Below are 21,772 nucleotides of genomic sequence, written 5' to 3'. Positions count from 1 at the left end.
GACCGGCGGGGGTGAGAAGGGCGCCCCTCTCTACCGCAGGCGTTAACAGGGGGCCCTTCCTTACTCGAAGCTGGGGTCGACCTCGCGGGAGCGCTTCAGCTCGTAGAAGCCGGGCGTGCCGGCGACCAGCAGGACGCCGTCCCAGAGCCGCCCGGCGGCCTCCCCCTTCGGGCGCGGGGTGACCACCGGGCCGAAGAACGCCACCGGCGTGCCGTCGGGGCCCGGGGCGTGGATGACCGGGGTCCCCACGTCCGTGCCGACCGGCCGCATGCCCGCCTCGTGGCTGGCCCGCAGCGCCTCGTCGTAGTCGGTGGAGTCGGCGGCGGCGGCCAGCTCCGGGCCCAGCCCGGCGTCGGCGAGCGCGGCCACGTACAGGTCCCGGCCCAGCTCCTCCTTGCCCAGGTGGATGCGGGTGCCCAGAGCGGTGTACAGCGCGCGGACGGCGTCGGGGCCGTGCTGCCGCCGCACCGCGACGCACACCCGCACCGGGCCCCAGCCGGCCTGCATGAGCTGCTGGTACTCCTCGGGCACGTCGCGGCCCTCGTTGAGCACCGACAGGCTCATCACGTGGAAGCGGACGTCCACGTCGCGGACCTGTTCCACCTCCAGCAGCCAGCGGGAGGTGACCCACGCCCAGGGGCAGATGGGGTCGAACCACATGTCGACGGCGACACGGTCGGTCACGTGAGGTTCCCTTCGCGACGGGAGGGCCGGAAACCGGCGCCTCGTTCCTCGATCCTCACCCCACGGCGCATCGACCGGTAGCGGAATGAGAGCGTGAGCTCGACCACCGCGAGGTGCCCTCGCATGGAAGACTCGGATCGGAACCGGTCGCCACGAGCGGCGGGTGGGCTGGCGCCGCGGCGGCGCACGGCGAGAGTGGGATGGAGACGAACAGTGCCGGGAGTGCGCAACCTGACCCAGGTCGAGGCCACCGAGCGGGCCCGCCTGCTCGAGGTGACCGGGTACGACATCAGTCTGGACCTGTCGACCGCCGTGCAGGCTGCCGAAGGACGCACCTTCCGGTCGGTGACCGAGGTCCGGTTCCGCTGCGCCGAGCCGGGCGTGGCCACCTTCATCGAGGCCGCCGCCGAGTCGGTCCGGTCGGCGACCCTCAACGGCGACCCGCTCGACCTGTCGGGCTGGTCGGCGGAGAAGGGGCTGGCGCTGCCCGGCCTGGCCGCCGAGAACACCCTCGTGGTGGACGCCGACTTCGCGTACTCCAACAGCGGGCAGGGGCTGCACCGCACCGTCGACCCGGTCGACGGGGAGGCCTACCTCTACAGCCAGTTCGAGACGGCCGACGCGCAGAAGGTCTTCGCCTGCTTCGACCAGCCCGACCTCAAGAGCGTCTACACCTGGCACGCCACCGTCCCGGAGCACTGGCGGGTGGTGTCCAACATGCCGGTGGCACGCGAGGAGCCGGCCGGCGAGGGGCTCAAGGCGGTCCACTTCGCGGAGTCGGCGCGGATGAGCACCTACATCACCGCGCTCTGCGCCGGGCCTTACCACGAGGTGCGGGACAGCCACGACGGCATCGACCTGGGGGTCTACTGCCGGGCGTCGATGGCGCAGCACCTCGACGCCGACGACCTGTTCCTGATCACCAAGCAGGGCTTCGACTTCTTCCACGAGCAGTTCGGGGTGCGCTACCCGCTGCCCAAGTACGACCAGCTCTGGGTGCCGGACTTCAACGCCGGGGCGATGGAGAACTTCGGCTGCGTCACGCACGCCGAGTCGCACTACATCTTCCGCTCGCAGGTCACCGACTTCGAGTACGAGCAGCGGGCCAACACGATCCTGCACGAACTGGCCCACATGTGGTTCGGTGACCTGGTCACCATGCGCTGGTGGAACGACCTGTGGCTCAACGAGTCGTTCGCCGAGTGGGCGAGCCACTGGTGCAACGCCAACGCCACCCGGTTCTCCGACGCCTGGACGACGTTCCTGTCCATCCGCAAGAACTGGGGCTACCGGCAGGACCAGCTCTCCTCCACCCACCCGGTCTACTGCGAGATGCCGGACCTGGAGGCCGTCGAGGTCAACTTCGACGGCATCACGTACGCCAAGGGCGCGAGCGTGCTCAAGCAGCTCGTCGCGTACGTCGGCGAGGAGCCCTTCCTGGCCGGGCTGCGCGCCTACTTCGGCAAGCACGCCTGGGGCAACGCCACCTTCGACGACCTGCTGTCGGAGCTGGAGGCGGCCTCCGGCCGGGAGCTGCGCAAGTTCGCCGCCCAGTGGCTGGAGACCGCGCAGGTCAACACGCTGCGCCCCGAGGTGACGATCGGCGCCGGCGGCGCCTACGAGCGGGTCGTGGTGCGGCAGGAGGCCCCGTCGGGGCACCCGACGCTGCGCACGCACCGCATCGGCGTGGGCCTGTACGACCTGACCGACGGCCGGCTGGTCCGCCGCGACCGGGTCGAGGTCGACGTGACCGGCGAGTCGACCGAGCTGACCGGCCTGACCGGGGTACGGGCCGCCGACGTGCTGCTGCTCAACGACGACGACCTGACGTACGCGAAGCTGCGCCTGGACGAGCGGTCGATGGCCACGGTGGTGCAGCACGTCGCCGGGTTCGAGTCGTCGCTGTCGCGCGCCCTGTGCTGGATGGCGGCGTGGGACATGGTCCGCGACGCGGAGCTGTCGGCCCGCGACTACCTGGCGCTGGTGCTGGCCGGGCTGCCCGCCGAGACCGACATCAACCTGGTCACCGCCACCCTGCGGCAGTCCGTGGTGACCACCCTCAACCTGTACGCCGACCCGGCGTGGACCCCGACCGGCTGGGCGGAGCTGGCCCGCACCGCGAAGGCGACGCTGGCCACCGCCGAGCCGGGCAGCGGCCGCCAGCTCGCCTGGGCGCGCACGTACGTGCAGGCGTCCCGCTCGGCGGAGGACCTGGCCGCCGTCCGGGGCTGGCTGGGCGGCGTGGACGTGCCGGCCGGGCTGGCCATCGACACCGAGCTGCGCTGGGTGATTCTCCAGTCGCTGGTGAGCAAGGGCGTCGGCGGCCCGGCGGAGATCGAGGCGGAGCTGGCCGGCGACCGCACCGCCAGCGGCGAGCGGGAGGCCGCGTACGCGCACGCGCTGGTGCCGACGCCGGAGAACAAGGCGGCGGTCTGGGCGCAGCTCACCGGCCCCGACGCGCTGCCGAACTGGCGCAACCGGGCGCTGTTGCAGGGCTTCGCCCCGGCCGTGCAGGCGGAGCTGGTCGCGCCGTACCGCGAGCGGTACTTCGAGGTGGTGGAGCAGGTCTGGGCGCAGCGCGACAGCGAGCCGGCGCAGGAGTTCGTGCAGCTGGCGTACCCGACGCAGCAGGTCTCCGAGGACACGGTGGCCGCCACCGACGCGTGGCTGGCCGCCGCCGGCGACAAGCCGGCACCGCTGCGGCGGCTGGTCGCCGAGGGCCGCGACGCCGTCGTGCGCGCCCTGAAGGCCCGCGAGTGCGACGCCCGCAGCGCCTGACATCAACGTGGTACGCGGCCCGGGGGCCGGCGGTGGACGCGAGTCCATCGCCGGCCCCGCCCGTTTCATCGTGGCGTGAGAACGAACGCACCTACGCCCGGCCCGCTGTCGCGGACCGGGCGTAGGTGGCTGAGTGCGGCTCGCCGTTGGATGGTGGGAAGGGTGCCCTTCTCGACCGTGGGCGTTGGGAAGGGGCCCTTCCTTACGCCTTGCCGGCGTGGCTGGCGAGCTGGTCGAGGCCGCTGATGACGCCGCCGGCCAGGTCGCCACCGCCGAAGGCCGCCACCATGGAGAGCGCGGCGAGCTTCGCGTACGTGTCGGGGATGCGCTTGCGGGCGTGCCGCCCGGTGACGATCTCCAGCTGGCGCTGGTTGGGCGACACCGCGATCAGGACCGACCGGTCCGGGTCGGCGAGCTGGCGGTGCAGCCGCTGGGCGTGCGCGCGGATCGGCTCGTCGAGCCCGCCGACGTAGACCGAGAAGACCAGCCCGGTCCCCTGGTCGGCCAGGCGGAGCGCCTCGTCGATGCGCAGCAGCTGGCGGGTCGAGAACGGCCCGTCCAGCACCTCGGGCGGGCTGCCCGCCTCGGCCTGCTTCTCACCAACGGTCACTTGCGCCTCCGGTTCCACCAGCCGGCGCCTCGACGCCGGCCCGGTCAAGCTTGTGGCTGGTCAGCGCCGGCGCTTGCGCGCCCGCCGCCAGCGCAGTGCCGGCCGAGTCGGCCAGCTGCTCCGGACGGCCCAGGAACCAGACCGGAGTGAAGTCGAAGGGTCGACCCGGCCGGTAGCGCTTGGCGCCGCCACCGGAGGACCGGCCACCGGCGAACGCCAGCGCGGTGATCACCAGCACCACGGCCGCCGGGATGCCGACGAAGATCAGCAACGTCTCGGTAACAGACAATCCCAACGCCCCCAGGCGGAAAGAGAGACCAGGAACTTCCGGGTCGGTTGGACGATCATGACATCGGCTCGCCGACTCCGCTCGTATTCACGTTAGCGGAGCCTACGGCCCGCCAGACTGCGGGGTGGCGATCCCACCCGCCACTGGCGTGCTCAAGCTGCGCGGCAACACCGACCAGGGTCGCGTCGGCACCGTACCGGCCGGTGAGCAGAACGCCGACGGGCAGCCCCTCGGCGGTGCGCCCCAGCGGCAGGGAAACGGATGGTTCCCCCGTCATGTTGAACACGGCGCAGTACGGCGAGAACCGCCGTTGCAGGTCGAAGTCGCGCTCCGGGTCGCCGTCGGCGGTGAACCAGCCGACCGGTGCCTGCGGCGCGGCGAGGGTCGGGCAGAGCAGCAGGTCGCAGCCGGCGGTGCGGCGGGCGGCCCGGCGCACCTGCGCCTGGAGCTCGCCGAGGGTGCTCATCAGGGTGCCGGCGGAGATCTCCGCGCCCCGGGACCGCAGGAGGCGGGTCAGCGGCAGCAGCTGGCTCTCCCGCTCCGGCGGGACGGGGGTGAGTGCCAGGACGTACCAGACGATCTCGAACAGCGGCCACACCTCGGGGCCGAACGGCGCGGGGACCTCGACCACCTCGTGCCCGGCCGCGGCGAGCAGCGCGGCGGCGGTGTCGACGGCGGCCGCGCAGTCGGGGTGGACCGGCTCGTCGGCGAGCATCGGTGCGGTGAACCGGCCGACCCGCAGCCGGCCGGGCACGGCCCGGCGGGCCGCGCCGAGGTAGCCGCCGTCGGGCGCGGGCGGCGGCAGGTAGGGCTCGCCGGGCACCGGCACCGCCATGACGTCGAGCAGCGCGGCGACGTCGGCGACCGTACGCCCCAGCGGCCCGTTGCTCGGCAGGCCGAACGCGCCGAAGCCCAACGGCCCGCCGGGGACCGCGCCCCGGCTGGGCTTGTGGCCGACGAGGCCGCACAGCGAGGCGGGGATGCGCAGCGAGCCGCCGCCGTCGGAGCCCTGGGCGACGGGGACCAGCCCGGCCGCGACCGCGGACGCCGCCCCGCCGCTGGACCCGCCGGCCGTGTAGGCCAGGTCCCACGGGTTGCGGGCCGGCGGCGCGACGAGGCCCTCGGAGTAGAGCGAGCAGCCCAGCTCGCTGGTGGTGGTCTTGCCGAGGCTTACCAGCCCGGCGGCCCGGATCAGCCGGACCACGTCGGCGTCGAGCGGGGGCACCAGGTCGGCGAAGGCCGCCGAACCGAACGTGGTGCGCACCCCGGCGGTGAGCGTCAGGTCCTTGATCGCGGTGGGCACGCCGTGCAGGGGGCCGCGCCCCTGCGCGGGGGCGGCGTCGGCGGCGCGGGCGGCCTGGCGGGCCGCGTCGCCGGTGACGGTGACGAACGCGCCGACGGTGTCGCTCAGCGCGTCGACCCGGGCCAGGTGGTGCTCGACCAGGTCCACGCTGGAGCACTCGCCGCGCGCGATCGCGGCGCCCTGCTCCAGGGCGGTCAGGTCGTGCAGCTCGGCCACCCCGCCATCCTGCCCGACCCCGGCCCGCCCCGCCGCCCGACACGACCGGTCAGAACCGCGGCGTCTTGTCGTCCTCCAGCAGGCCCGTCCAGTCGCGGTCGATCGACAGCAGCTCCCGGATCGCGAACCGTCGCTCCCGGCCGAGGAAGCGCAGGGCGTTGGCGGAGAGCAGCTTGGCGCGCTGCCCGGCGGTGAGGAAGTCGGCCTCGCGGACCACCCGCCCCGCCGGCCGTTCCCCCAGCGGGTACGGGTAGTCGCTGCCGACCAGCACCCGGTCCTCCCCCATCGTGTCGACCAGCAGCCGCAGCGCCGCCGGGGCGAACACCACCGAATCGACGCAGAACCGGTCGACGTACGCGCTGGGCGGGGCGGCGGACGCGCCCCGGACCAGGTCGCCCCGGCGGTGCCAGGCGTTGTCGGCGCGGCCCAGCCAGAACGGGAAGCTGCCGCCGCCGTGGGCGAAGCAGATCCGCAGCGTCTCCGGCACCCGGTCGAAGACGCCGCCGAGGATCATCGCCAGCACGGACAGGTGCGTCTCGGCGGGCATCCCGGTCAGCCAGCGGGCCATCCACCGGTCCAGCCGGGGTCCGTCCGGCATGTCCCACGGGTGCACGAAGACCGGCGCGCCGACGTGCGCGCAGTGCTGGAGGAAGGCGACCACGCCCGCGTCGTCGAGGTCCCGGTCGCCGACGTGGTTGCCGATCTCCACCCCGACGTGCCCGGCCGCGAGGCAGCGGTCCAGCTCGGCGCAGGCCGCGTCCGGGTCCTGCAACGGCACCTGGCAGAACGGCACGAGCCGGTCGCCGCCGCCGGCCGTGACCTCCAGGGTCAGGTCGTTGAAGATCCGGGCGACCTTCGCCGCCTGGCCGGCGGGGCGGTCGTAGCCGAAGAAGACCGGCGTCGGCGACACCACCTGCACGTCGACCCCGTCGGCGGCCATGTCGGCCAGCCGGGTCGGCGCGTCCCAGCACTCCGCGCCGACCGGCCGGAACTCCGTCTCCTCCACCATGATCATGGCGGCCCGCTCGGAGTCGAGCCGCAGCCAGGGCCAGCCGGACCCGCCGCACGCCGCGCCGAGGTCCGGCCACCCCTTCGGTACGACGTGCGTGTGCACGTCGACGACAGGTGCTCGCGCGTCGGGGGCAGGTGGGCGGCGTGGTGCGGGCCCGGCCGCCATCAGCCCTTGCCCGGGTGCAGCGCGCCGCAGCCGCCGCAGGTGCGGGCGGCCTCGTCGGCGTAGAACGCCTGAAACACCGGGGGCAGGTCGGCGGCGATGTCGCGGACCTGCAACTCCACCTCGTGCACCTTCGCCCCGCACTGCGGGCAGTACCACTGGAACTTCTCCAGCGTGCCCTCCTCGCGGACCCGCTCGACGACCACGCCGATCGAGCCGGCCTCGGGGCGCTGCGGCGAGTGCGGGGTGTCGCGCGGCAGCATCCACATCTGCCCCTCGCGCACGTGCACCGTACGCGGCCCCTCGGGCGTCATCAGGTTGACGTGCATGTTGCCCTTGACCTGGTAGAAGAACTCCTCGTACGGGTCGACGTGGAAGTCGGTGCGCTGGTTGGGCCCGCCGACGACCATCACGATGAAGTCGTCGCCGCCGGGGAACATCTCCTTGTTGCCCACGGGCGGCTTCAGCAGGTGCTGGTTCTCGGCGATCCAGCCGGGGAAGCTGAACGGCTCGGCGATCTCACTCACGACTGACCTCCCGACGGAAGAAGTGCCACGGCCTGCATCTCGATCAGCAGGTGCGGGTGCGGCAGCTGGTGCACGGCCACCGTGGTCCGGGTCGGCCCGGCCGCGTCGAAGAACTCCGCCCACACCTCGTTGTAGCCCCCGAAGTCGTTCATGTTGACCAGGTACGAGGTGACCTGCACCAGGTCGGTCAGGTCCGCGCCGACCGAGCGCAGCAGGTCCCGGAGGTTGCCGACGACGGCCCGGGTCTGCTCCCGGATGTCGAGGTCGGTGGTGCCGAACTCGTCCACGGCGACACCGGCGAACGTGTTGTCGGGCCGCCGTGACGACGTACCGGAGACGAAGACGAACCTGCCGGCGACCTTGACGTGCGGGAACGCCCCGCGCGGCACGGCCTTCCCGGCGACCGTCCGGGCGGTCACGACGCCGCCCCGAGCGAGGCCGCCCGCAGCGACGCGACGCCGAGCTTCTCCACCACGGCCCGCACGTGCGCGCCCGGCCGGAGCGGCACGGCGGCGGTGGCGGCCCCGGCGAGGAAGACCCAGCCGGAGCGCAGCCGCACCCCGTGCCGGCCGGCGAGCCGCAGCCCCTCGTCCAGCGCCCGGCGCGGGTCGCCGAGGATCGCCGCCGTCGAGCCGACCTGCGCGATGCGCCCGTCGACCTCCAGCAGCACGCCGAGGTTGTCCAGCCCGTCCGGCACCGGCGACCACGGCCCGATCGCGAACGCCCCCGCCGAGGTGTTGTCGGCGATCACGTCCGGCAGGGAGAAGGTGAAGTTCGCGTACCGGGAGTCGATCAGCTCGATCGCCGGGGCCACGGCGCGCACCGCGTCGGCGAACGACCCGACCGGCTCGCCCGGCTCGGGCACCCGGTCGAGCAGGAACGCCACCTCCGGCTCGACCCGGGGGTGGATGAAGTCGGCCACGTCGACCGTGCCGCCGTCGGGCAGCCGCATCACGTCGGTGAGCCGCCCCCAGATCACCTCGTCGACGCCGACCTGGGCCATCTTCGCCCGGCTGGTCAGCCCCATCTTCAGCCCGACGAGGCGCTCGCCCCGGTCGAGCCGGCGCTGCACGAGGGCGGTCTGCACCGCGTACGCGCCGTCGACGTCGAGGCCGGTCTCGGCGGCCAGCTGGCCGATGGCGGTGGCCGTGTCGGCCGCCTCGCCCAGCCGCGCGGCGATGCCGACGGTGTCCACCCCGATCATGGGTTCTCCTCGCTGAAGCAGGTCCGCACCGAGCCGAGCCCGGAGATCCGCGCCTCGTACGCCGCGCCGGGCGTCACCGGCACCATCGGGCCGAGCGCGCCGGAGAGCACCACGTCACCGGCGCGCAGCGGGTCGCCGGCGCGGGCGAGGGTGCCGGCGAGCCAGCCGAGGGCGTGCAACGGGTTGCCGAGGCACGCCGCGCCCGCCCCGACCGAGACGGGCTCCCCGGCGTGTTCGAGGACCATCCCGCACAGCCGCAGGTCCACGTCGGCGAGCCGGCGCGGCGCGGTACCGAGCACGAACAGCGCGCTGGAGGCGTTGTCGGCGACGGTGTCGACGATGGAGATGTCCCAACCGGCGATGCGCGAGTCGACGATCTCGATGGCCGGCAGCACGTGGTCGACGGCCCGGACCAGGTCGACGGTGGTGGGCCGCCCGGCGGTGAGGTCCGCGCCGAGCACGAAGGCGATCTCCGCCTCCACCCGGGGCTGGAGCAGCCGCCCGATCGGCACCTCGTCGCCGTCGGCGACGGCCATCGCGTCGGTCAACACGCCGAAGTCCGGCTCGTGGACGCCGAGGTTCTCCTGCACGGCCCGGGAGGTCAGGCCGATCTTCGCGCCGACCCGGCGTTCGCCCCGGCCGTGCCAGGCCCGCGCCTGGCGCTGCTGCACGAGGTACGCCGAGGCGACGTCCCCCTCGGGCAGCAGCCGGCCGCGCAGCGGCGGGCAGGGCTTCCCGCCGGCCCGGGCCTCGGTCAGCTCCCGGGCGGCGGCGTCGATGTCGACGGTCATGTGAGGTCCACGCAGACGTTGGTGAGTTCGGAGTAGAAGTCGAGGGAGTGCACGCCGCCCTCGCGGCCGATGCCGGACGCCTTCACCCCGCCGAACGGGGTGCGCAGGTCCCGCAGGAACCAGGTGTTCACCCAGACGATACCGGCGTCGAGCCGGGCCCCGGCCCGGTGCGCCCGGCCCACGTCCCGGGTCCACACGGTCGCGGCGAGGCCGTACTCGGTGCCGTTGGCCAGCGCGTACGCCTCCTCCTCGGTGTCGAACGGGGCGACGTGCACCACCGGGCCGAAGATCTCCTCGCGGTTGGTGCGGGCGTCGGGGCCGAGGCCGGTGAGGACGGTGGGCCGCACGTACGCGCCGCCGTCGCGGGCGTCGCCGAAGGCGGGCGTGCCGCCCCCGGCCCGGAACTCGGCCCCCTCGACGCGGGCCAGGTCGTGGTGGCCGAGCACCTTGTCCCGGTGCTGGCGGGAGATCAGCGGCATGTTCACGGTCGCCTCGTCGGCCGGCCACCCGTACGCGAGCGCGTCGGCCGCCTTCGCCAGCCGACCGACGAACTCGTCGAACACCGGGCGCTGCACGTAGAGCCGCTCGGTGCACAGGCACACCTGGCCGCCGTTGGTGAAGCTGGACCGCACCGACCCGGCGACGGCCGCGTCGAGGTCGGCGTCGGCGAAGACCAGGCCGGCGTTCTTGCCGCCCAGCTCGAACGAGACGGCCTTCACCCCGTCGGCGGCGGCCCGCATGATCGCCCCGCCGGTGGCGGACTCGCCGGTGAAGGTGATCGCGTCCACGCCCGGGTGCCGGGTGAGGAACTCGCCGGCCGAGTCGGGGCCGAAGCCGTGCACCAGGTTGAACACCCCGTCGGGCACCCCGGCGGCGGCCATCACCTCGGCGAGCAGGGTCGCCGAGGCGGGGGTCTCCTCGCTGGGCTTGACCACCACGGCGTTGCCGCAGGCCAGGGCCGGGGCGACCTTCCAGGTGAGCAGCAGCAGCGGCAGGTTCCACGGGACGATCACGGCGACCACGCCGACCGGCTTGCGTACGGCGTAGTTGAGCGCCCGCCCGCCGGTCGGGGTGACGGTGGTGAACGACTCGGTCGGCGCGGTCGCCACGATCTCCGCGAACGCCCGGAAGTTCGCCGCGCCCCGGGGCACGTCCAGCGTCCGGGCCTGGCTGATGGACTTGCCGGTGTCGGCGACCTCGGCGGTGACCAGGTCGTCGAAGCGGCGTTCCAGCTCGTCGGCGACCCGGCGCAGCACGTCGGCGCGCTCCCGCTCCCCCATCCGCCCCCACGGCCCACGCAGCGCCGCCCGGGCGGCGGCCACCGCGTCGTCGACCGTCGACCGGTCGGCCTCGACCACCTCGAAGACCGGCTCCCCGGTGACGGGGCTGCGCTTGGTGAACCGCCGCCCCGCGTCGACGAACTCCCCGCCGACGAAGTGCCGCAGCAGCCCCGGGCCGCCGGCCGCCCGCCCGGCCATCAGGCCCGGGTCCCAGCCCCCGCTCATCGCCGCCGCCCGGCGGCCACGGCCGCACCGACGGCGCCGGCCAGCAGCGCCGCCGCCCCGGCGGCCACCGCGACGAGCGCCGCCTGCTGGCGGCGGACCCGCCGCCGCACCTCGGCGTACGGGGTGGTGGAGAAGGAGACCAGCTCGTACTGGGAGACGTACCGGCCGGGCAGGGCCCGCTCCAGCGCGTGGTCGAGGCGGCGGCGGGCCTGGAAGACCGGGGAGGCCACCCTGTCGCGCATCTCCACGAAGTTGGCCAGCGCCATCCGGGCGATCGCCTCGGTGTCGCCCTGCCGCCGCGCCTGGAACAGCGGCAGGGCCGCCGCCCAGTCGTCGTCGCGCTCGTCGAGGCAGCGGTCCAGCTCCACCACGTCCTCGAAGGCGCAGTTCGCGCCCTGGCCGTAGAACGGCACGATGGCGTGCGCGGCGTCGCCGAGCAGCCCGACCCGGCCGTTCGCCTGCCACGGGGCGCAGCGGACGGTGCCGAGCACGCCGATCGGGTTGTGCTGGTAGTCGTCGACCAGGTTGGGTGCCAGCGGCAGCAGGTCGGGGTAGTGGGTGGCGAAGTGCCGCTCGATCGCCGCCGGGCTGGTCAGCGAGGCGAAGCTCGCGGTGCCGTGGGTGGGCCAGAACAGCGTGCAGGTGAACGAGCGGTCCGGGTTGGGCAGGGCGATCATCATCGACGTGCCGCGCGGCCAGATGTGCAGGGCCGCCGGGTCGAGGGCGAACTCGCCGCCGGCCGCTGGGATGGTCAGCTCCTTGTAGCCGTAGTCGAGGAAGTCGAGGCTCTCGTCCAGCACCCCGTACGCGAGGAGCTGCCCGCGCACGGCGGAGCCGGCCCCGTCGGCGCCGAGGACGACCGACGCGGCGGCCGTGACCTTGCCCTGCGGGGTCTCGAAGGTCATCTCCCCGGTGGCCGGGTCGAGCCCGACGAGCCGGTGGTCGAACGCGACCCGCACGCCGGGCAGCGCGGTGGCGGCGGTGAGCAGGGCGTTGTTGAGCGCGCCCCGGCTGATCGAGTTGATCGCCCGGTCCCCGGCGGCGCTGTACGACTGGAACGACGGTTCCCCCACCACGGGGTGGATCATGCGCCCGCGCATCGGCAGCGCGTCGGCCAGCACCTGCTCGGCCAGGCCGATGCGGCGCAGCGCGTCGAGCCCGCGCTCGGACAGCGCCAGGTTGATCGAACGGCCCCGCTCGACCCGGCCGGCGCGCGGGTCCGGACGCCGCTCGTAGAGCGCCACCCGGTGGCCGCGCCGGGCCAGGAAGCAGGCCAGCAGGCAGCCGGCCAGCCCGGCCCCGACGACGGCGATCTCGTCCCGTTCCGTGTTCATGCGCGCCTCTCCACCGTCGCGGCCAGCGCGTCGGCGACCCGCCAGCAGTCGTGGTACGTCGAGTACAGCGGCACCGGGGCGAACCGGACGACGTCCGGCTCCCGGGCGTCGGCGATCACCCCGTGCTCGTGGCGCAGCCGCTTGGTCAGCTCGCCGGCGCTGCCCGCGCCGATGCGCACCGAGAGCTGGCAGCCCCGGCGGGCCGGGTCGCGGGGGGTGACCACGGTCAGCGGCCGGCCTGCGGTGACGCCGTCGAGCAGCCGCTCAAGATACCCGGTGAGCCGCAGGCTGCGCTCCCGCAGCGCCGGCATGCCGATCGAGTCGAACAGCTCCAGCGACGTGCGCACCGGGCCCATGGCGAGGATCGGCGGGTTGGACACCTGCCACGCCTCCACGGTCGCCGGGGGCCGGGACGTCGGGGTCATCTCGAACCGGGTGGCCGCCTCGGTGCTCCACCAGCCCTCGAAGCGGGGCAGGTCGGCCCGGCCGAGGTGGCGCTCGTGAACGAAGACGCCGGCCAGCGCGCCCGGGCCGGAGTTGAGGTACTTGTAGGAGCACCAGGCGGCGAAGTCGACGCCCCAGTCGTGCAGCGCGAGGGGCACGTTGCCGGCGGCGTGCGCGAGGTCCCAGCCGACGACCGCCCCGGCGGCCCGGCCGGCGGCGGTGATCGCCGGGATGTCCAGCAGCTCGCCGGTGAGGTAGTTGACCCCGCCGAGCAGCACAAGCGCGATCGTGTCGCCCTCGGCGGCCAGGAGGTCGGTCACGTCGGAGGTGCGCAGGGTGTCCTCGCCGGGGCGCGGGCGCAGCCGCAGCACCGTGGCGTCGGGGTCGAGGCCGTGGAAGCGGGCCTGGCTGCGCACCGCGTAGCTGTCCGAGGGGAACGCGGCGTCCTCGATGACGATCCGGGTGCGCCGCCCGGCGGGCCGGTAGAAGCTGACCATCAGCAGGTGCAGGTTGACGGTGAGGGAGTTCATCACCACGGCCTCCGTGGGCCGGGCGCCGACCAGTCGCGCGACGGGGCCGGTCAACAGCTCGTGGTACGGCAGCCAGGGCCGGTCGGCCTCCAGGTGCCCCTCGACGCCGAGCCGGCCCCACGCGTCCAGGTCGGCCAGCAGTTCGGTGCGGGTGGCCCGGGGTTGCAGGCCGAGCGAGTTGCCGGCCAGGTACGCGGCCTCCGGGTAGCGCCCGCCGTCGGCCGGCGGCACGTGGAACAGGTGCCGGTGCCCGGGGTCGGCCTTGTCGAGGCGGTGCGCCTCGCTCTCCGCGACGGTCATCGTGTCCACCCCGTTCACATCGCCGTCCGGGCCGACCACAGCTCCGGGAAGACCACCCGGGCCATGCTGCGCTGCAACCAGGCCAGCCCGGCGGAGCCGCCGCTGCCGACCTTCGCGCCCATGGTGCGCTGCACCGCCTTGACGTGGTTCCACCGCCAGTCGCCGAACTGCTCGGCCACCTCGGCCAGCGCCTCACCGAGCAGCCGCAGCTCGTCACCCGGCCCCTCACCGTCGTAGATCGCCACCCAGGCGGCCTCCACCGCCAGGTGCGGCCGGTGGTCCTCGGCGACGTCCCGCCCGAGCACCTCGGCCGGCACGTCGAAGCCACGCCGGGCCAGCAGGGCGACCACGTCGTCCCACAGGCTCGGGGCGGCGAGCGTGGCGCGCAGGTCGGCGTGCACCTCGGCCTGCCGGCGGAACGGCCGGATCAGGGTCGCGTCGCGCAGGCCGAGGGTGAACTCCAGGTGCCGGTACATCGCCGACTGGAAGCCGGAGCCCTCGCCGAGCAGGTTGCGGAACCGGTTGAAGTCGGCCGGGGTCATCCAGCGCAACCCCTTCCAGGCCGCGTTGAGCCCCTCCAGGTGCAGCGCCGCGCGGTGCAGCGGGGTCAGGGCGTCCCGGACCCGGTCGGCGCGCAGGCAGCGCTGGGCCTCGCGCAGCTCGTGGCGGGTCAGCCCGAAGTACAGCTCCATGATCTGGCTGACCATCAGGAAGGACATCTCGCCCGGGTCGTCGCTGAGCGGCTGCTGCAACCGGTGCAGCGTGCTGGCGTGCACGTACGCGTCGTAGGGCACCCGATCGGCAAAGTCCAGGGTCGGCTCGCCGCCGTTCCGGGCCGCCCGGGCCGCCCGCTGCCGCGGGGTCGCCGGACGGACCGCCGTGGCCGGCGCGGGCGTCCGCAGGTCCGTCTGCTCCACCTGTCGTCTCCTCCATCAGCCGGGTAGCGTCATGGTGCCCCGGTCGACGGGCCGAACGGAATGCCGATTCGACGGCACTATCGCCCTTCGACCTACGAAGGCAAAGGCGAACCGCCCATCGGGGTTTTGGGAAGGAAGGTCACGCGTGGACGACATGGACTGGGCGCTGCTGCGCGAACTCCAGGCTGACGCCCGGCTCTCGTTCAGCGAGCTGTCCCGCCGGGTGCACCTGTCGCCGCCGGCCGTGGCCGAGCGGGTCCGCCGACTGGAGGAGTCGGGGGTGATATCCGGCTACCACGCCCACGTCGACCTGGCCCGGGCCGGCCGCACCGTGGTCGCCCTGATCCGGATGTCCTGCTACGGGTCGCGCTGCATCCTCAACGACCCGGACGTGCCGGGCTGGCCGGAGATCATGGAGATCCACCGGATCACCGGCGACGCGTGCAGCGTGCTGCGGGTCGCGGCCGGCTCGATCGGGGACTTCGAACGGGTGATCGACCGGCTCGCCCCGTACGGCCAGCCGTCGAGCACGATGGTCCTCTCCACCCCCCTGGCCTGGCACCCCGTCACCCGCTTGTAAGGAAGGGCCCCTTGTTAACGCTTTCTGCATAGGAAGGGCCCCCTCCTAACGCCTCCAGACCCGCCGCGCCGGCCTGCGGCGGCGCCCGTGCGGCGGGGTTTGCCCCGGTGCCAGGGGGAATGCAGGGCGGACTTGTCCCGGGGAGGATTCCGGTGCCCGGCACCGGGAGGGGGGAACAATGCGGGGGCTCACCGCGTCACACCGCGCCCGTCCGGCCATGCACGCCGCGCGGGCAACGGCCCGCCCGGCCGCACATGCCACGCGTGCCACGGCCCGCCCGGCGACGCACGCCACGCGGGCCGTGCTGACCGTACGGGCCGCGCTGACCGTGATCGGCGTGATCGGGGCGTTCGTCCTGGCCGCCGGTGCGCCGGCCCGGGCCGGGGAGAACACGTTCATCGAGGTCACCCCGAACAGCGCGCAGGCCGGCACCCGGGTCGACATCCGGGCGAGCTGCGACAACGACAACAACCGTCAGGCCGACGTGCAGTCCGACGCGTTCGGGCGGGTCGTGCTCCGGCCGAACAACGGCTTCCTGACCGGGGCGGTCACCATCCCCGGCGACAAGCAGGCCGGCGACTACTCCGTCGAGCTGCGCTGCGCCAACGGCGGCACCGCGACCACCACGCTCACCGTGCTGAACATGACGCAGCCGAGCAAGGGCCCGAACACCGGTGCCGGCGGCACGGCCGGCGAGGGCCGGGGCACGGGCTCGCTGCTGCTGGTCGGCGGCCTGGTGGCGGCGGCCGTCGCGGCCGGGTTCGGGGCGTTCGGCTCCCGCCGGCAGACCGGGACGCGGTCCTGACCGGGAGCCGTCATGGCCCGACGTACCCGCGCCGACGTCACGACCCGACGCAAGCACGACCGGCGGGACCGGGCCCGGCGGGGGCGGGCCCGGGCGGCGGCCCGGCTCGTGGCCCGGGGTTGCGGCCGGTTCGCGCGGGCGGCCCGACATGCCTTCTCGGCCAGCGTCACCACCGTGGGGCCGCCCGGCCACCCCACGACCGGCCACCCCACGACCGGACGCCGGGTGCCCGCCGGGACGACGGGCCGATCCGGTACGGCCGCCGGACGCTGGCGGCGGGCGACCCGTCAGGGGCCGGGATACCCGGTGTTGTTCGTCGCCACCCTGATGGTGCTCATCGTGGCGATGCTCGGCGTCGAACGGGTGACGGGGCACAGCCTCCTGCCGGACCGCTTCATCGCCGGGCTGCGGCCCCCGCCGAAGGGGTTCCCGGTGCTGTCGGCCAGCCGTCCGGTCGGCATCGCGAGCGAGCCGATCGGCCTCGACGCCCCGGTGCACGACGTGGGCATCGCCCCGGACGGCAGCATCGGGGCGCCCGACGCCGACCGCGCCCAGGAGGCCGGCTGGTACGACCAGGGCCCGACCCCCGGCCAGTACGGTCCGGCCGTGATCGTCGGCCACGTCGACACCCGGACCGGGCCGGCGGTCTTCCACGAGCTGAAGCAGCTGCGTTCCGGCGACCGGGTCGAGGTACGTCGGGCCGACCGTTCCGTGGCGATCTTCGAGGTCGACGAGGTGCGGCGCTACGCCAAGGCCCGGCTCCCGGTGGACGAGGTCTACGGCGACTTCAGCCGGCCGGGGCTGCGCCTGATCACCTGCGGCGGCGCGTGGGTCGGCGGCGAGACGGGGTACGCCGACAACGTGGTGGTGTACGCGTCCCTCGTGAAGGCCCGCCCCGACTGACGGTGCCGGCGCGGGACGGGAGCCGGCGCGGGACGCGGTCGCCGCGGCGTATGGCTCAGGCGGCCGCCTCGGCCTCGGCCTCGCGCAGGTCGAGCCAGTCCGCCCAGCGTGGATCCGGGACCCGGTGCCCGAGCACCCGCCAGACCGTCCCCTTCGGCACCGCGGGCGGCGCGTGCAGCCGCCAGCCCAGCTCGGCCGGGGTCTTGTCGCCCTTCGTGTGGTTGCACCGGGCGCAGGCGGCCACCACGTTCTCCCAGGCGTGCCGGCCGCCCCGGCTGCGCGGGAAGACGTGGTCGATGGTCTCGGCGGGGCCCCGGCAGTAGGCGCACCGCCAGCCGTCCCGGGCGAAGATCGCCCGCCGGGAGAGCCCGATGTGGGCGCGGTAGGGCACCCGGACGAACCGGGTGAGCCGGACCACCGAGGGCACCGGGAGCGCGTCGCGGGCGCTGTGCAGGATGCCCTCGCCGTCGGCGACGCAAACGGCCTTGGCGGAGAGCACGAGGATGGCGGCGCGGCGCACCGACACGACACACAGCGGCTCGTAGGTGGCGTTGAGAACCAGCGCGCCGGAGCCCACCGTGGGTCGTATGTCAGGCATCGAGCTCACCCTCCCGGTCCAGCCGCTCCCACCGCTGGCACGCCGGGCGTGCCCCGCGCAGGGCGGAACGACGCCGGCGTCGGCGGGATCACCGACGTCCGTTGCGCCAATCGTCCCTGATAAGGCCCCGGATTGCACGTACTAATGTCTGACACCGCCCAGGCATCACCCGGAAACGGACAGATCCGGTCCCTGAGCAGGGCGGGAGCCCTCAACATCTCTCGATGTTCTACGCCCCTTTTCACGCTCGGTTGGGCCGGATCCGCGCCCGATGATCATGCACTCACATTGAAGCCGATTGCTGGATTTGATCAAGTCGACCCAAGATCACTAGGGTGCCTGCCGTGAAGCGGGAAGCCACCTCGAAGCGCTGGCCGCGGATCCCCCTGCCCCTCGCCGTGATGGCGTGCTCAGGAACGCTGGCCGCCCCTGCGGCACGGGCGGTGAAGATCCAGGTTCAGGCGGACTCGGGACAGCCCGCCCCGGACGCTGCGGCAGTGGTCCACCTGCTACGGCTGAGCAGCGGAGATGACGCAAGGCTTCGCCGAACGCCGCGATGACCTGGTCGACTGGTCGGCGGCGGCTGCTGTCATCGGTTCTCTCGGTACGCCGTGCGCCGGGGCCTGACCGGCCGAAGGCCGCACGCGCGCCCCGGCGCACGGCGGCGGGCCGCAGGCCCGCCCTTGACCGGGAAGCTGATCACCGATCGGTACTAGCCTGAGCTGTGGGAGACCTGGCGGTCGGCTGCGGGCTGGGCTGGCCCAAGGGAAGGAACCTTCCACTACCTGCGCCACTTCTTCGCCACGACGCTGACAGCAACGGCGTCGAGCGCGCCCCGCCGCCGGCCGGTCGCGGGCGGTGAGGTACGAAGGCAGGGTGAGCGCCCCCAGCCTGTTCCTCGCCGCCCTCCCCGCCGCCGTGGCCGACACTGTGCCCGCCGCCGTGGCCCCCGGCGCTTCCCCGAGCGCCTCGCCGGGCGCGGACTGCCAGGGCAGCACCTCCTGCGAGTGGCTGTACGAGACGAGTGGCTCGGCCTGGTTCGCGGAGGGCAGCTACTGGATCCTGCTCAAGCCGCTGCGGGTGCTGCTGATCCTCGCGTTGGCCTTCCTCGCCCGGTGGGCGCTGCACCGGATGATCAAGCGACTGGTCCGGACCACCGCCGACGGGGTGCCCACACTGCTGCGCCCGCTGCGCGAACGGGTGCCGACCACCGCCCACGAGCCCGGGGAATTCATCCCCGAGCGGCGCCGGCAGCGGGCCGAGGCCATCGGCTCGGTGCTGCGCAGCATGGTCACGGCGTTCGTCTTCGGCATCGCGCTGCTGATGATCCTGCGGGAGTTCAGCTTCGACCTGGCGCCGCTGCTGGCCAGCGCGGGCATCGCCGGCGTGGCGCTCGGCTTCGGCGCGCAGAGCCTGGTCAAGGACCTGATCGCCGGCCTGTTCATGCTGGTCGAGGACCAGTACGGCGTGGGCGACACGGTGGACCTGGGCGAGGCGACGGGCGTGGTGGAGTCGGTCGGCCTGCGGGTCACCACGGTCCGCGACGGCCGGGGCGTGCTCTGGTACATCCGCAACGGCGAGATCGTCCGGGTGGGCAACAAGAGCCAGGGGTGGGCGCTGGTCGTGGTGGACCTGCCGATCGGGTTCGCCGGCACCGAGGAGGCAACGGCGGTGCTGCGGACGGCCGCCGCGTCGGTGGCCCTGGACCCGGAGCTGGCGCCGGAGATCGTGGACGAGCCCGACGTGCTGGGCGTCGAGCAGATGACCGTGGACGGCGCGGTGATCCGTACGGTGGTGAAGACCACCGCGGACGGGCAGTTCGCGGTGGGCCGGGAGCTGCGCCGGCGGCTCGCGGAGGCGCTGGAGAACTCGGGCATCACCGCCAAGATCGCCGCCGCCCGCCTCTACCCGGGCATCCCGCTGCGGGCCACGGACGACACGGCGACCGGCCAGGGCGGGGCCACCTGATCCTCTTCCACCACCACCGCTGCCGGGTGACCACCACCGCAGCCAGCTGCGCCGCCGCCGCAGCCACCGAGAACCGTCGATGACCTGTGGTTTCGCTGGCCGAGAATCCAGGGGTCGCGGACCGCGCAGCCCCTCGGGTATCGTCCGTTCGTTCAGTCGGAGATGCGACGATCAATCCGTTCGCCCTAGCTAGTTGTCAGACGATCGGGCAGAATCCGGTACGCACGCCACCTGCCGGAGCGTGATCACGTCTCGCTGATCCGTAGATCTGACGACGGTTCCCGGTCAGGCCATCACGAGTGGCCAACCGTGGGAACGATGGAGGCCACGGTGTCCGACGAGCGACCCTCCCAGGAAGGGCCGGCCACCTTCCGCGAGGTGTTCGCCCAGCAGGAGTACAGGGCGGTCTTCACCGCCAGCGCGCTCTCCTGGATCGGCGACTTCATCGCCAAGGCCGCTGTCACGGTTCTGGTCTACCGCGAGACGCACTCCGTGGCCTATTCCGCCGCCGCGTTCGCGGTCAGCTTCCTGCCCTGGTTGATCGGCGGCCCGCTGCTGGCCACGCTGGCCGAGCGCTACCGCTACCGCTCGGTGATGGTGGCGTGTGACCTGATCCGGATGGTCCTGATGGTGCTGGTCGCCATCCCGGGCAACGAGCCGTGGCTGATCCTCTGCCTGCTCTTCGCGACCACCCTGGCCAACCCGCCCAGCCAGGCCGCCCGGTCGGCGCTGATGCCGCTCATCCTGACCGGCGACCGACTGGTGGTCGGGCTCTCGCTCAACAGCAGCACCGGCCAGGCCGCCCAGGTGCTCGGCTATCTCATCGGCGCGGCCCTCGCCGCGTTCGACCCGACCCTCGCCCTGCTGGTCAACGCGGCCACGTTCGCCCTCTCGGCGGTCCTGGTCCGCTTCGGCGTCCAGGATCGGCCGCCGGCGATGACCAGCGCCCACCGCAGCCACCTGCTGCGGGAGACCGGCGACGGCTTCCGGATCGTCTTCGGCACCCCGGTGCTGCGGGCGATCGCCCTGCTGGTCTTCAGCGCCATGCTCTTCTCCATCGTGCCGGAGGGGCTGGCCGCCGCCTGGGCCCGCGAGGGCGTCGACGACGGCCTGGACAGCGGCGCCGCCCAGGCCGTGATCATGGCCGCCAACCCCGTCGGCTTCATCCTGGGTGGGCTGTTGGTCGGCAGGGCGGTCGCCCCGGCCCGCCGGCTCGTGCTGATCCGGCCGCTGGCGGTGCTCGCCCCGCTCGTCCTGGTGCCGTCGCTGCTCGACCCGCCGCCGCTGGTGGTGGCGCTGCTCGCCGGCCTGTGCGGCTTCGCGGTCGCCGGGCTGCTCCCGGTCGCCAACGGCCTCTTCGTCCGCGCGCTGCCCAACGGCTACCGGGCCAGGGCGTTCGGCGTGATGGCCACCGGTGTCCAGGTGATCCAGGGCCTCGCGGTGCTGGCCACCGGCCTGCTCGCCGAGCGCTTCCCGATCCCGGTGGTGGTCGGCGGGTGGAGCGCGGCCGGCGTACTGCTGATGCTGCTCACCGCCGCAGCCTGGCCGACGCGGGCGGCGATCGACGCGGCGGTCGAGGCCGCCGGCAACGCCGATGCGACGGCACCGGCCGGCCCCGGCGAGCCCCGGCCCCGGCCCGCCGCCCCGGGCGACGGACCCGAGGGGGGCACGCCCGGCGAACGCGGCCGGGCCAGCCAGGCGGTGAGCTGACCCACCCACAGCCCTCGCGACCCACCCACAGCCCCCGCGACCCGCGCCGGACCGCCGCGACCCGCGCTGTGACGAGGTCGGCAGCGTACCCGGCCGGTACGCCCCCGTCGGTTCCGGCCACACCTGGCAGGATGGAACGGTGAATCCCACCGGTGAGTCCGAGCGTGCCGCGACCCTCTTCGAGGCCGTCGGCGGCGAACCCACCTTCCGCAAGCTGGTGGACGAGTTCTATGCCGGGGTCGCCACCGATCCGCTGCTGCGGCCGATGTATCCGGAGGAGGACCTGGGCCCCGCCGCCGACCGGCTGACGCTGTTCCTCATGCAGTACTGGGGCGGCCCCAACACCTACTCCGCCCAGCGGGGGCATCCCCGGCTGCGGATGCGGCACGCCCCGTTCCGGATCGGTGCCGCCGAGCGGGACGCCTGGCTGCACCACATGCGCCGGGCCGTGGACCGGCTGGAGCTGTCGCCGGAGATCGCCACCGCGCTCTGGGACTATCTGGAGCGGGCCGCGTACTTCATGGTGAACGTCATGGAGGACCCGGCCGGCCCGGCCTGACGCCGCCGCCCGGGTCGCCGTCGGCGGCCCGGGCGGGGATCGC

General features: G+C 73.9%; 21 protein-coding genes. 7 read left to right on the top strand and 14 right to left on the bottom strand.

Annotated elements, in window-relative coordinates; genetic code table 11:
• Positions 1–60 precede the first annotated feature (60 nt).
• Positions 61–660 (bottom strand): disulfide bond formation protein DsbA, encoded by a 600-nt coding sequence (locus ACFT41_RS16925; RefSeq protein WP_377588711.1) that lies wholly within the window; start codon positions 658–660, stop codon positions 61–63.
• A 246-nt stretch (positions 661–906) separates the two neighbouring features.
• Between ACFT41_RS16925 and pepN the strand changes: the two genes are divergently transcribed.
• The gene (gene pepN / locus ACFT41_RS16920) at positions 907–3,462 is read left to right on the top strand and encodes an aminopeptidase N (protein ID WP_377588707.1); all 2,556 of its coding nucleotides are present in this window, start codon (positions 907–909) and stop codon (positions 3,460–3,462) included.
• 202 nt (positions 3,463–3,664) lie between these two features.
• On the opposite strand, the gene ACFT41_RS16915 is transcribed toward pepN, so the two are convergent.
• The 12 genes from ACFT41_RS16915 to ACFT41_RS16860 all read right to left on the bottom strand — a co-directional run bounded on the left by ACFT41_RS16915 (position 3,665) and on the right by ACFT41_RS16860 (position 14,606).
• Positions 3,665–4,072 (bottom strand): DUF5130 family protein, encoded by a 408-nt coding sequence (locus ACFT41_RS16915; protein ID WP_377588706.1) that lies wholly within the window; start codon positions 4,070–4,072, stop codon positions 3,665–3,667.
• Positions 4,059–4,343: a hypothetical protein gene (locus tag ACFT41_RS16910; protein ID WP_043966299.1), complete on the bottom strand. Its 285-nt coding sequence runs from the start codon at positions 4,341–4,343 to the stop codon at positions 4,059–4,061. The genes ACFT41_RS16915 and ACFT41_RS16910 overlap by 14 nt, the downstream gene beginning before the upstream one ends.
• Positions 4,344–4,416: 73 nt before the next feature.
• The gene (locus tag ACFT41_RS16905) at positions 4,417–5,880 is read right to left on the bottom strand and encodes an amidase (protein WP_377588705.1); all 1,464 of its coding nucleotides are present in this window, start codon (positions 5,878–5,880) and stop codon (positions 4,417–4,419) included.
• A gap of 49 nt (positions 5,881–5,929) precedes the next feature.
• On the bottom strand, positions 5,930–7,057 hold the full coding sequence (locus ACFT41_RS16900; RefSeq protein WP_377588704.1) for an amidohydrolase family protein: 1,128 nt from the start codon (positions 7,055–7,057) through the stop codon (positions 5,930–5,932).
• Complete coding sequence (locus tag ACFT41_RS16895; protein WP_377588703.1) at positions 7,057–7,581, bottom strand: 3-hydroxyanthranilate 3,4-dioxygenase; 525 nt, start codon at positions 7,579–7,581, stop codon at positions 7,057–7,059. Before ACFT41_RS16895 ends, ACFT41_RS16900 begins: the two co-directional genes overlap by 1 nt.
• The gene (locus ACFT41_RS16890) at positions 7,578–8,000 is read right to left on the bottom strand and encodes a RidA family protein (RefSeq protein WP_377588702.1); all 423 of its coding nucleotides are present in this window, start codon (positions 7,998–8,000) and stop codon (positions 7,578–7,580) included. Before ACFT41_RS16890 ends, ACFT41_RS16895 begins: the two co-directional genes overlap by 4 nt.
• Complete coding sequence (locus ACFT41_RS16885) at positions 7,997–8,785, bottom strand: 2-keto-4-pentenoate hydratase (RefSeq protein WP_377588700.1); 789 nt, start codon at positions 8,783–8,785, stop codon at positions 7,997–7,999. The genes ACFT41_RS16890 and ACFT41_RS16885 overlap by 4 nt, the downstream gene beginning before the upstream one ends.
• Positions 8,782–9,576 (bottom strand): 2-keto-4-pentenoate hydratase, encoded by a 795-nt coding sequence (locus ACFT41_RS16880; protein WP_377588698.1) that lies wholly within the window; start codon positions 9,574–9,576, stop codon positions 8,782–8,784. Before ACFT41_RS16880 ends, ACFT41_RS16885 begins: the two co-directional genes overlap by 4 nt.
• Complete coding sequence (locus tag ACFT41_RS16875; RefSeq protein ID WP_377588710.1) at positions 9,573–11,054, bottom strand: 2-hydroxymuconic semialdehyde dehydrogenase; 1,482 nt, start codon at positions 11,052–11,054, stop codon at positions 9,573–9,575. Before ACFT41_RS16875 ends, ACFT41_RS16880 begins: the two co-directional genes overlap by 4 nt.
• A 23-nt stretch (positions 11,055–11,077) precedes the next feature.
• Complete coding sequence (locus tag ACFT41_RS16870) at positions 11,078–12,415, bottom strand: FAD-dependent oxidoreductase (protein WP_377588697.1); 1,338 nt, start codon at positions 12,413–12,415, stop codon at positions 11,078–11,080.
• The gene (gene kynU, locus ACFT41_RS16865) at positions 12,412–13,689 is read right to left on the bottom strand and encodes a kynureninase (RefSeq protein ID WP_377588695.1); all 1,278 of its coding nucleotides are present in this window, start codon (positions 13,687–13,689) and stop codon (positions 12,412–12,414) included. Before kynU ends, ACFT41_RS16870 begins: the two co-directional genes overlap by 4 nt.
• A gap of 14 nt (positions 13,690–13,703) precedes the next feature.
• Positions 13,704–14,606, bottom strand: a complete 903-nt coding sequence (locus ACFT41_RS16860; RefSeq protein ID WP_377588694.1) for a tryptophan 2,3-dioxygenase — start codon at positions 14,604–14,606, stop codon at positions 13,704–13,706.
• A 145-nt stretch (positions 14,607–14,751) separates the two neighbouring features.
• Between ACFT41_RS16860 and ACFT41_RS16855 the strand changes: the two genes are divergently transcribed.
• The 3 genes from ACFT41_RS16855 to ACFT41_RS16845 all read left to right on the top strand — a co-directional run bounded on the left by ACFT41_RS16855 (position 14,752) and on the right by ACFT41_RS16845 (position 16,894).
• On the top strand, positions 14,752–15,186 hold the full coding sequence (locus ACFT41_RS16855; RefSeq protein ID WP_377588693.1) for an Lrp/AsnC family transcriptional regulator: 435 nt from the start codon (positions 14,752–14,754) through the stop codon (positions 15,184–15,186).
• Between the two features lie 328 nt (positions 15,187–15,514).
• Positions 15,515–15,991 (top strand): hypothetical protein, encoded by a 477-nt coding sequence (locus ACFT41_RS16850; protein WP_377613907.1) that lies wholly within the window; start codon positions 15,515–15,517, stop codon positions 15,989–15,991.
• A 12-nt stretch (positions 15,992–16,003) separates the two neighbouring features.
• Entirely contained in the window at positions 16,004–16,894 is an 891-nt protein-coding gene (locus ACFT41_RS16845; protein ID WP_377588692.1) for a class F sortase, read from the top strand.
• Positions 16,895–16,949: 55 nt separating this feature from the next.
• Here ACFT41_RS16845 and ACFT41_RS16840 read toward each other — a convergent pair whose 3' ends face one another.
• Positions 16,950–17,492 carry an HNH endonuclease gene (locus ACFT41_RS16840; protein WP_377588691.1) on the bottom strand — a complete coding sequence of 181 codons (543 nt, stop codon included), beginning with the start codon at positions 17,490–17,492 and terminating at the stop codon, positions 16,950–16,952.
• Positions 17,493–18,368: 876 nt separating this feature from the next.
• Here ACFT41_RS16840 and ACFT41_RS16835 point away from each other — a divergent pair.
• The 3 genes from ACFT41_RS16835 to ACFT41_RS16825 all read left to right on the top strand — a co-directional run bounded on the left by ACFT41_RS16835 (position 18,369) and on the right by ACFT41_RS16825 (position 21,729).
• The gene (locus ACFT41_RS16835; protein WP_377588690.1) at positions 18,369–19,460 is read left to right on the top strand and encodes a mechanosensitive ion channel family protein; all 1,092 of its coding nucleotides are present in this window, start codon (positions 18,369–18,371) and stop codon (positions 19,458–19,460) included.
• Positions 19,461–19,778: 318 nt separating this feature from the next.
• Positions 19,779–21,170, top strand: coding sequence for an MFS transporter (locus tag ACFT41_RS16830; protein WP_377588689.1), 1,392 nt, complete (start codon positions 19,779–19,781; stop codon positions 21,168–21,170).
• Positions 21,171–21,309: 139 nt separating this feature from the next.
• Positions 21,310–21,729, top strand: a complete 420-nt coding sequence (locus tag ACFT41_RS16825; protein ID WP_377588688.1) for a globin — start codon at positions 21,310–21,312, stop codon at positions 21,727–21,729.
• Positions 21,730–21,772 lie beyond the last annotated feature (43 nt).

Source organism: Micromonospora sp. NPDC057141 (genome assembly GCF_042670805.1).
In the GTDB taxonomy this organism is placed as follows: domain Bacteria; phylum Actinomycetota; class Actinomycetes; order Mycobacteriales; family Micromonosporaceae; genus Micromonospora.
This window is presented reverse-complemented; position numbering and strand designations above follow the sequence as displayed.

Excerpts from the sequence above, each read along its gene's own strand:
- ACFT41_RS16880 (WP_377588698.1), bottom strand. The coding sequence starts at position 9,576 with ATGACCGTCGACATCGACGCCGCCGCCCGGGAGCTGACCGAGGCCCGG.
- ACFT41_RS16875 (WP_377588710.1), bottom strand. The coding sequence starts at position 11,054 with ATGGCCGGGCGGGCGGCCGGCGGCCCGGGGCTGCTGCGGCACTTCGTC.
- ACFT41_RS16900 (WP_377588704.1), bottom strand. The coding sequence starts at position 7,057 with ATGGCGGCCGGGCCCGCACCACGCCGCCCACCTGCCCCCGACGCGCGA.
- ACFT41_RS16925 (WP_377588711.1), bottom strand. The coding sequence starts at position 660 with ATGTGGTTCGACCCCATCTGCCCCTGGGCGTGGGTCACCTCCCGCTGG.
- ACFT41_RS16830 (WP_377588689.1), top strand. The coding sequence starts at position 19,779 with ATGGAGGCCACGGTGTCCGACGAGCGACCCTCCCAGGAAGGGCCGGCC.
- ACFT41_RS16885 (WP_377588700.1), bottom strand. The coding sequence starts at position 8,785 with ATGATCGGGGTGGACACCGTCGGCATCGCCGCGCGGCTGGGCGAGGCG.
- kynU (WP_377588695.1), bottom strand. The coding sequence starts at position 13,689 with ATGACCGTCGCGGAGAGCGAGGCGCACCGCCTCGACAAGGCCGACCCC.
- ACFT41_RS16870 (WP_377588697.1), bottom strand. The coding sequence starts at position 12,415 with ATGAACACGGAACGGGACGAGATCGCCGTCGTCGGGGCCGGGCTGGCC.
- ACFT41_RS16840 (WP_377588691.1), bottom strand. The coding sequence starts at position 17,492 with ATGCCTGACATACGACCCACGGTGGGCTCCGGCGCGCTGGTTCTCAAC.
- ACFT41_RS16845 (WP_377588692.1), top strand. The coding sequence starts at position 16,004 with ATGGCCCGACGTACCCGCGCCGACGTCACGACCCGACGCAAGCACGAC.